Here is a 5,552-nt window from a genome sequence, read left to right as displayed (position 1 = left end):
TACCTGCTTACGGGCCATTCGGTGTCCGGCGTAGAGGCAGCGCGATCCTAATTCAGGCTCTTACGTTGAACTGCGGGAACCTTCGGTGGCGATGTCAAGCGAAAGGCACAAGCTCAAAAGGCAAGGCCGACAATAGCAATGCGTCACCAAGGGGCGGAGCAGCTCGTAGTAGTGTTGAAGTTACTGTAATGGTAATGGAGCGAAGGGGCTGCATTATCCAGGTCTGCGGTCTTGTCAACTGCACAAGCAGGAGGAACAAGGCTTTATGACCAAACCATTTAACATTCCTAAAGCGTTAATTTGGGAGGCATTCAAAAAAGTCAAAGAGAACGGTGGCACCTCAGGCGTTGACCATGAATCTATTGAGCAATTCGAAAACCATTTAAAAGGTAACCTGTATAAGCTATGGAATCGACTTTGTTCAGGCAGTTATTTTCCACCGCCAGTCAAGGGTGTTCCGATTCCAAAGAAATCAGGTGGCGTACGTATGTTGGGTATTCCGACAGTAGCGGATCGAGTAGCACAGACGGCTGTCAAGCTCTTGTTGGAGCCACAGATTGATCCTCTATTTCATCCAAACTCTTATGGCTATCGTCCAGGGCGTTCTGCCCATGATGCGATAGCTATGGTGAGGCGACGAAGTTGGGAGTATGACTGGGTTGTGGAGTTTGATATCAAGGGTCTCTTTGATAACATCGACCATGATTTACTAATGCGTGCACTCAAGAAACACTGCGAAATCCCATGGATTCTTCTATACGTAGAACGCTGGTTAAAAGCACCCATGCAAAATCTAGATGGTCCGCTTTTAGAAAGGAAATGTGGCACTCCGCAAGGTGGTGTTGTAAGTCCTGTATTGGCGAACTTATTTATGCATTATGCTTTTGATATGTGGATCACTAAACATCTTCAAAGTGTACGGTTCTGTCGTTATGTAGATGATGGTGTGATTCATTGCCGAAGTTTATCTCAAGCCAAACTTGTTTGACAAAAAATTGGTGCACGATTTCGTGAATGTGGGCTCGAATTGCATCCAGATAAGACAAAGATTGTTTATTGCTAAGATATTAATCGTCGTAAAGCATATCCCGATGTTCAATTTACTTTTCTCGGATACACGTTTAGGCCCAGAAAGGCTGTAGACAAATATCAAAGGGTTTATGTGAATTTTTCTCCGGCAGTCAGTCGTGATGCTCTAAAAGCAATGCGGCAGACTATTCGGAAATGGCATTTACATTTGATGTGTGATCGAGAGTTAAGTGATTTAGCAGCAATATTCAATCCAATTCTTCAAGGTTGGCAGCAGTACTATGGTCGTTTCTATGGTTCAGCGATGTCAGCGATCTGGCAACACATGAATGCTTATCTTATACGCTGGATGAGGCGTAAGTATAAAAACTTTGCCCGTCATAAAAGACGGGCTAGATATGCCTTAGGGCGACTTGCGCGTGATTTTCCAAATGCCTTTGTGCACTGGAAAATGGGATGTTTACCATCGGTTGGATAATGGGAGCCGGATGAGCTGAGAGGTTCATGTCCGGTTCTGCGAGGGGCTAAGGGTGAGATTCCCTTGGTCTACTCACCCCTATATTCAAACAAATTCAGGCTGGGTCTATACCGCCTTTATTATTGATGTGTTCTCACGAGCAATTGTTGGGTGGAAAGTATCAACGCGTATGAATACAGATATGGTGCTTGATGCACTGGAGCAAGCATTGCATGATCGAGGTATGCCAAAGAATGTGATTCATCATTCCGATAGAGGTGTTCAATATCTTTCCATTCGCTATACCAATCGTTTAGAAGCAGCAAATTTACGAGCATCAGTCGGTACAACTGGTGATTCATACGATAATGCTTTGGCTGAAACAGTGAATGGCTTATACAAAACAGAGGTGATTGAATATTTAAAAGCAGATTGGCAAGGTTTAGCGGATGTACAACTTGCGACATTAAATTGGGTAGATTGGTTCAATAAAAAGCGTGTACACAGTGCATTGGGTTATGTATCGCCTTTTGAGTTTGAAGCAATGTACTATGATAAGATTAACCCGTTAGGTCAGGTGGCCTAACTTAAATAAAAAAGTCTCCGACAAACCCGGTACGGTTCACATTCAGAATCCGGCCAAATTGCGTGATCTTGCTGTCCTGGCTCGATTTCTGGTTCACTCGGAATACCGAATGTTTATCGCTATAAAAGGCCAGAGGCTTACCGTATTGTTCAATGTAGGCTCGGGTTGAAAGCATATAGTCGAAGGTCGTTTCCGCCTCACAGAAGCGCAGATGCAACAGCTTTCCAGTGGCATCATCGATATACACCAATAAACAGCACTTAGCAGCGCGTCCTTCGAACCAGTCATGATATGAGCCATCAATCTGGATCAGCTCACCGAAGCAATCACGGTTATATCGAGGCTGATATGGGCGTTTAAGACGCTTGGATCGTGGAATCCAGAGCCCATTGGCCGTCATCCAGCGCCGAAGCGTTTCTACCGGGATATTCAGGTCAAATATGCTGCTGAGCTTCTCATGGGCCAAGGTGGGTCCAAATCCCAGCAGATGTTCAGAAATAATGGAAAGGCACTTTGATTTTAACAAGTCATCATGGCGACGATGACCTGGTTGACCACGACTGGCATGCGCCATACCTGAGACACCATCTTGATTGAGCTTTTGTAATAACCGGGTAATTTGACGGGTTGAAAGATTGAGAATTTCAGCAGCACGGACTTGTGTAATACGTTGATCTCGAACGTCTTGCAGAACAGCAAGACGTTGAATTTCTTTGTCAGACATAGTGATCAGCATCTATATTTCATATCCAGTCCATGATGGCTAAACCATCATAAACTAGACATTTTTATTGGTGAGAATATAGACATTTTGAATGGGTTCTAACAAATTCAATTCGTATAACAGCCATTATGTTAAATGGAAGATGGAAATGTATGGAATATAAAAAATTTTACTACCTAAATAAATAAAACATCAAAAATGTAAATTATTTACCATAAATATTTTTTATAGCTTAGATACTTGACCCTCACGTAACGTTAGCCTCTAGCATAAGACACGCCTAAGGAATAAAGGAGTCAAAAGATGTTATTACAAGTCGGTGAACTGGCTAAGCGGACAGGGTTAACTATTCGCACCCTTCATCACTATGACGATATCGGTTTACTTCAGCCTTCGGCCCGCTCCGACGCCAGTTACCGACTTTACAGTCGTCAAGATATTACTCGCTTATACCAAATTCAGGCATTGCGAGGGCTTGGAATGACATTGGCAGAAATTGGCGCGGTTCTTAATAGTCCAAACCTGGCACTCGCCCCATTAATTGATCGGCAGATTCAGGCAATCGATCAGATGATCATTAAGCAGACTCAACTGCGCTATCGTTTGAGCAGTCTCAAAAATCAACTGATGAATGGTGAAGAGCTGGAACTGGACAATTGGCTAAAAACATTGGAGCTTATGTCTATGTACGAACAATATTTTACAAAAGAGGAACTTGCAGATCTGACTTTTTTACAGGCAGATAGTAAACAACAAAAAGAATGGGAAGCGCTTGTCATCGAAGCCAATGCACTCTTTAAGGCCGGAGAATCTTCTAGTAGTGAAACTGCCCAAAACCTGGCTTCACGCTGGATGCTGACCCTCGAACAGAATACGGCTGCTAATCCTGAATGGTTGGCTAAATTGAATAGCATGCATTCAGCTGAATCGGCATTTCAGGAAAAATTGGGTGTGCGTCCGGAAGTGGTTGAGTTTCTACTTGAAGCATTTGCCGAGAGTAAGCTGAACGTTTTTGCACGTTATTTATCCGAGCAGGAATTTGCTTTTATGAAGCAACATTATGTACGTGAGATGAAAAATTGGCCCCAGTTATTGATTGGATTGGAGAAGGCCATTCGTGCTGGGATTGAACCTGACAGTGAACAAGCAAAATGTTTAGCACAGCAATGGCTCTCCATGTTACAGGGTTACGCAGGCAAAAATCCGGCGACACATGCGAAGATTCGCAATGCCATGCAAAATGAACCAAGTCTTGCCGAGGGAACCTGGCTCAAACCTACCACTTTGCAATTTTTAGAAAAAGCAGTAGCAGCTTTGATGCGTTGTGCTTAGTACATGCTTACCTCTATTCAAATAATCAAAGTAGTGTGGCTATCCCATAATATGGGGTAGTCATTAAGTTTATGATTTCAAAATATTTTATATAGAGAAAGTAGAGTAAATGGTATTATCACAAACTTATCCAACTACACTATATAAGTTGGTTATTTTCGATTTTGATGGAACCTTAGCAGATTCATTTCCTTTCTTTGTTTCAACTATAAATCATCTGGCTGACATGCACTCTTTCAAGAAGATTCATTTAGATGAAGTGGAATCTTTTAGAGAAATACCTTCCCGAGAGCTAATGAAAACTCTTGGAATACCAGTATGGAAACTACCTGCGATTACTCAGAATTTTATAAAACTCATGAAGGTAAATCCTTCAAAGATTCCTCTATTCGACCATACCGATGAAATGCTTGCCCACCTTAATGAACATGGAATTACAGTGGGCCTGGTTTCTTCAAATGGATACGAAAATGTGACCCGTATTCTTGGTTCAAGCTGTCGATACTTTAATTACTTTGAATGCGGTGCATCTTTTTTTGGAAAAGCATCTAGGTTAAAGCAGCTTTTAAAAAAAGCAGGCTATAAACCCTCAGAAACTATCTATATAGGTGATCAGATTACCGATTATGAGGCAGCTAGATCGGTAGGAATTGCTTTCGGTGCAGTTTCATGGGGTTACAGCACAGAAAGACTTTTAAAGAAATTGTCACCTGATGAGACATTTGAAAATGTGTCTGCCATAAAGAGGATTACTGTCAGCAAAAAATAACCCTACTAAATTATGCTTATAAGCAGAGAATCGCCATTCTAGATACCCGAGGTAAATTATGCTTTCTTTAAAGATAACTACACATATTGATATTCATGCGACACCGGAGCAAGTTTGGCAGGTACTGACTGATTTTAAATCGTATGAGAGTTGGAATCCCTTTATCCGTAAAGTTGAAGGAAAGTTAAACATAGGTGAAAAACTAAAGATTAGGATTCACCCAACTAAGCAAAAAGCAATGGAATTTAAGCCTACACTATTGGAAGTTAAAAATGCTCAGTCTTTAAGCTGGCTAGGTCACTTTCTAATCCCTGGTCTTTTAGATGGTGAGCATCATTTTAAACTTTGCTCCCAAGAAGATGGCAGCACTTGTCTCGTACATTCTGAGACATTTAGTGGTCTACTTGTACCTATGATGCGTAATAATTTGAAATCTATAAGGAAAGATTTTGAATACATGAATCAATCTCTAAAATTATTTGTAGAATCAAAACTTTAGATTTGAAATCATAGGGTAATAAATTGTTATTTTTCTCTGTACACGACAAATTTCATAGGATCCTTGTCCTATCAGGCTTTTTCTTTCTTAAAATTGCTAGCACTTTCTTAAATTCTTCTTTTTTTCCAAAACCAATCAAACGTAGAATAGCCATTT

At 41.2% G+C, this 5,552-nt stretch carries 5 protein-coding genes and 2 pseudogenes; 6 read left to right on the top strand and 1 reads right to left on the bottom strand.

Annotation, left to right across the window (positions count from 1 at the left end):
- The first annotated feature begins 265 nt into the window (after positions 1 to 265).
- The 3 genes and pseudogenes from ltrA to FTU91_RS15505 all read left to right on the top strand — a co-directional run.
- Complete coding sequence (ltrA, locus tag FTU91_RS16730) at positions 266 to 988, top strand: group II intron reverse transcriptase/maturase (RefSeq protein ID WP_257221767.1); 723 nt, start codon at positions 266 to 268, stop codon at positions 986 to 988.
- A 174-nt stretch (positions 989 to 1,162) separates the two neighbouring features.
- Positions 1,163 to 1,507: a group II intron maturase-specific domain-containing protein gene (locus FTU91_RS16725; RefSeq protein ID WP_368856220.1), complete on the top strand. Its 345-nt coding sequence runs from the start codon at positions 1,163 to 1,165 to the stop codon at positions 1,505 to 1,507.
- A 79-nt stretch (positions 1,508 to 1,586) separates the two neighbouring features.
- Positions 1,587 to 2,072 (top strand): annotated as a pseudogene (locus FTU91_RS15505) (IS3 family transposase); the annotation flags it as partial.
- A gap of 40 nt (positions 2,073 to 2,112) precedes the next feature.
- On the opposite strand, the pseudogene FTU91_RS15500 reads toward FTU91_RS15505, so the two are convergent.
- Positions 2,113 to 2,808: pseudogene (locus FTU91_RS15500) on the bottom strand (ISNCY family transposase); the annotation flags it as partial.
- A 291-nt stretch (positions 2,809 to 3,099) separates the two neighbouring features.
- Between FTU91_RS15500 and FTU91_RS15495 the strand changes: the two are divergent.
- The 3 genes from FTU91_RS15495 to FTU91_RS15485 all read left to right on the top strand — a co-directional run bounded on the left by FTU91_RS15495 (position 3,100) and on the right by FTU91_RS15485 (position 5,396).
- Entirely contained in the window at positions 3,100 to 4,128 is a 1,029-nt protein-coding gene (locus FTU91_RS15495) for a MerR family transcriptional regulator (RefSeq protein ID WP_180074434.1), read from the top strand.
- 109 nt (positions 4,129 to 4,237) lie between these two features.
- Complete coding sequence (locus FTU91_RS15490) at positions 4,238 to 4,897, top strand: HAD-IA family hydrolase (RefSeq protein WP_180074432.1); 660 nt, start codon at positions 4,238 to 4,240, stop codon at positions 4,895 to 4,897.
- Positions 4,898 to 4,955: 58 nt separating this feature from the next.
- Positions 4,956 to 5,396, top strand: a complete 441-nt coding sequence (locus FTU91_RS15485) for an SRPBCC domain-containing protein (protein ID WP_180074430.1) — start codon at positions 4,956 to 4,958, stop codon at positions 5,394 to 5,396.
- The last annotated feature ends 156 nt before the right edge of the window (positions 5,397 to 5,552 follow it).

Origin of the sequence: Acinetobacter sp. YH12201 (assembly GCF_013418145.1) — a bacterium.
Lineage (GTDB): Bacteria > Pseudomonadota > Gammaproteobacteria > Pseudomonadales > Moraxellaceae > Acinetobacter.
Note: the sequence above shows the minus strand (reverse complement) of the source record. Positions and strands in the feature narration are given on the sequence as shown.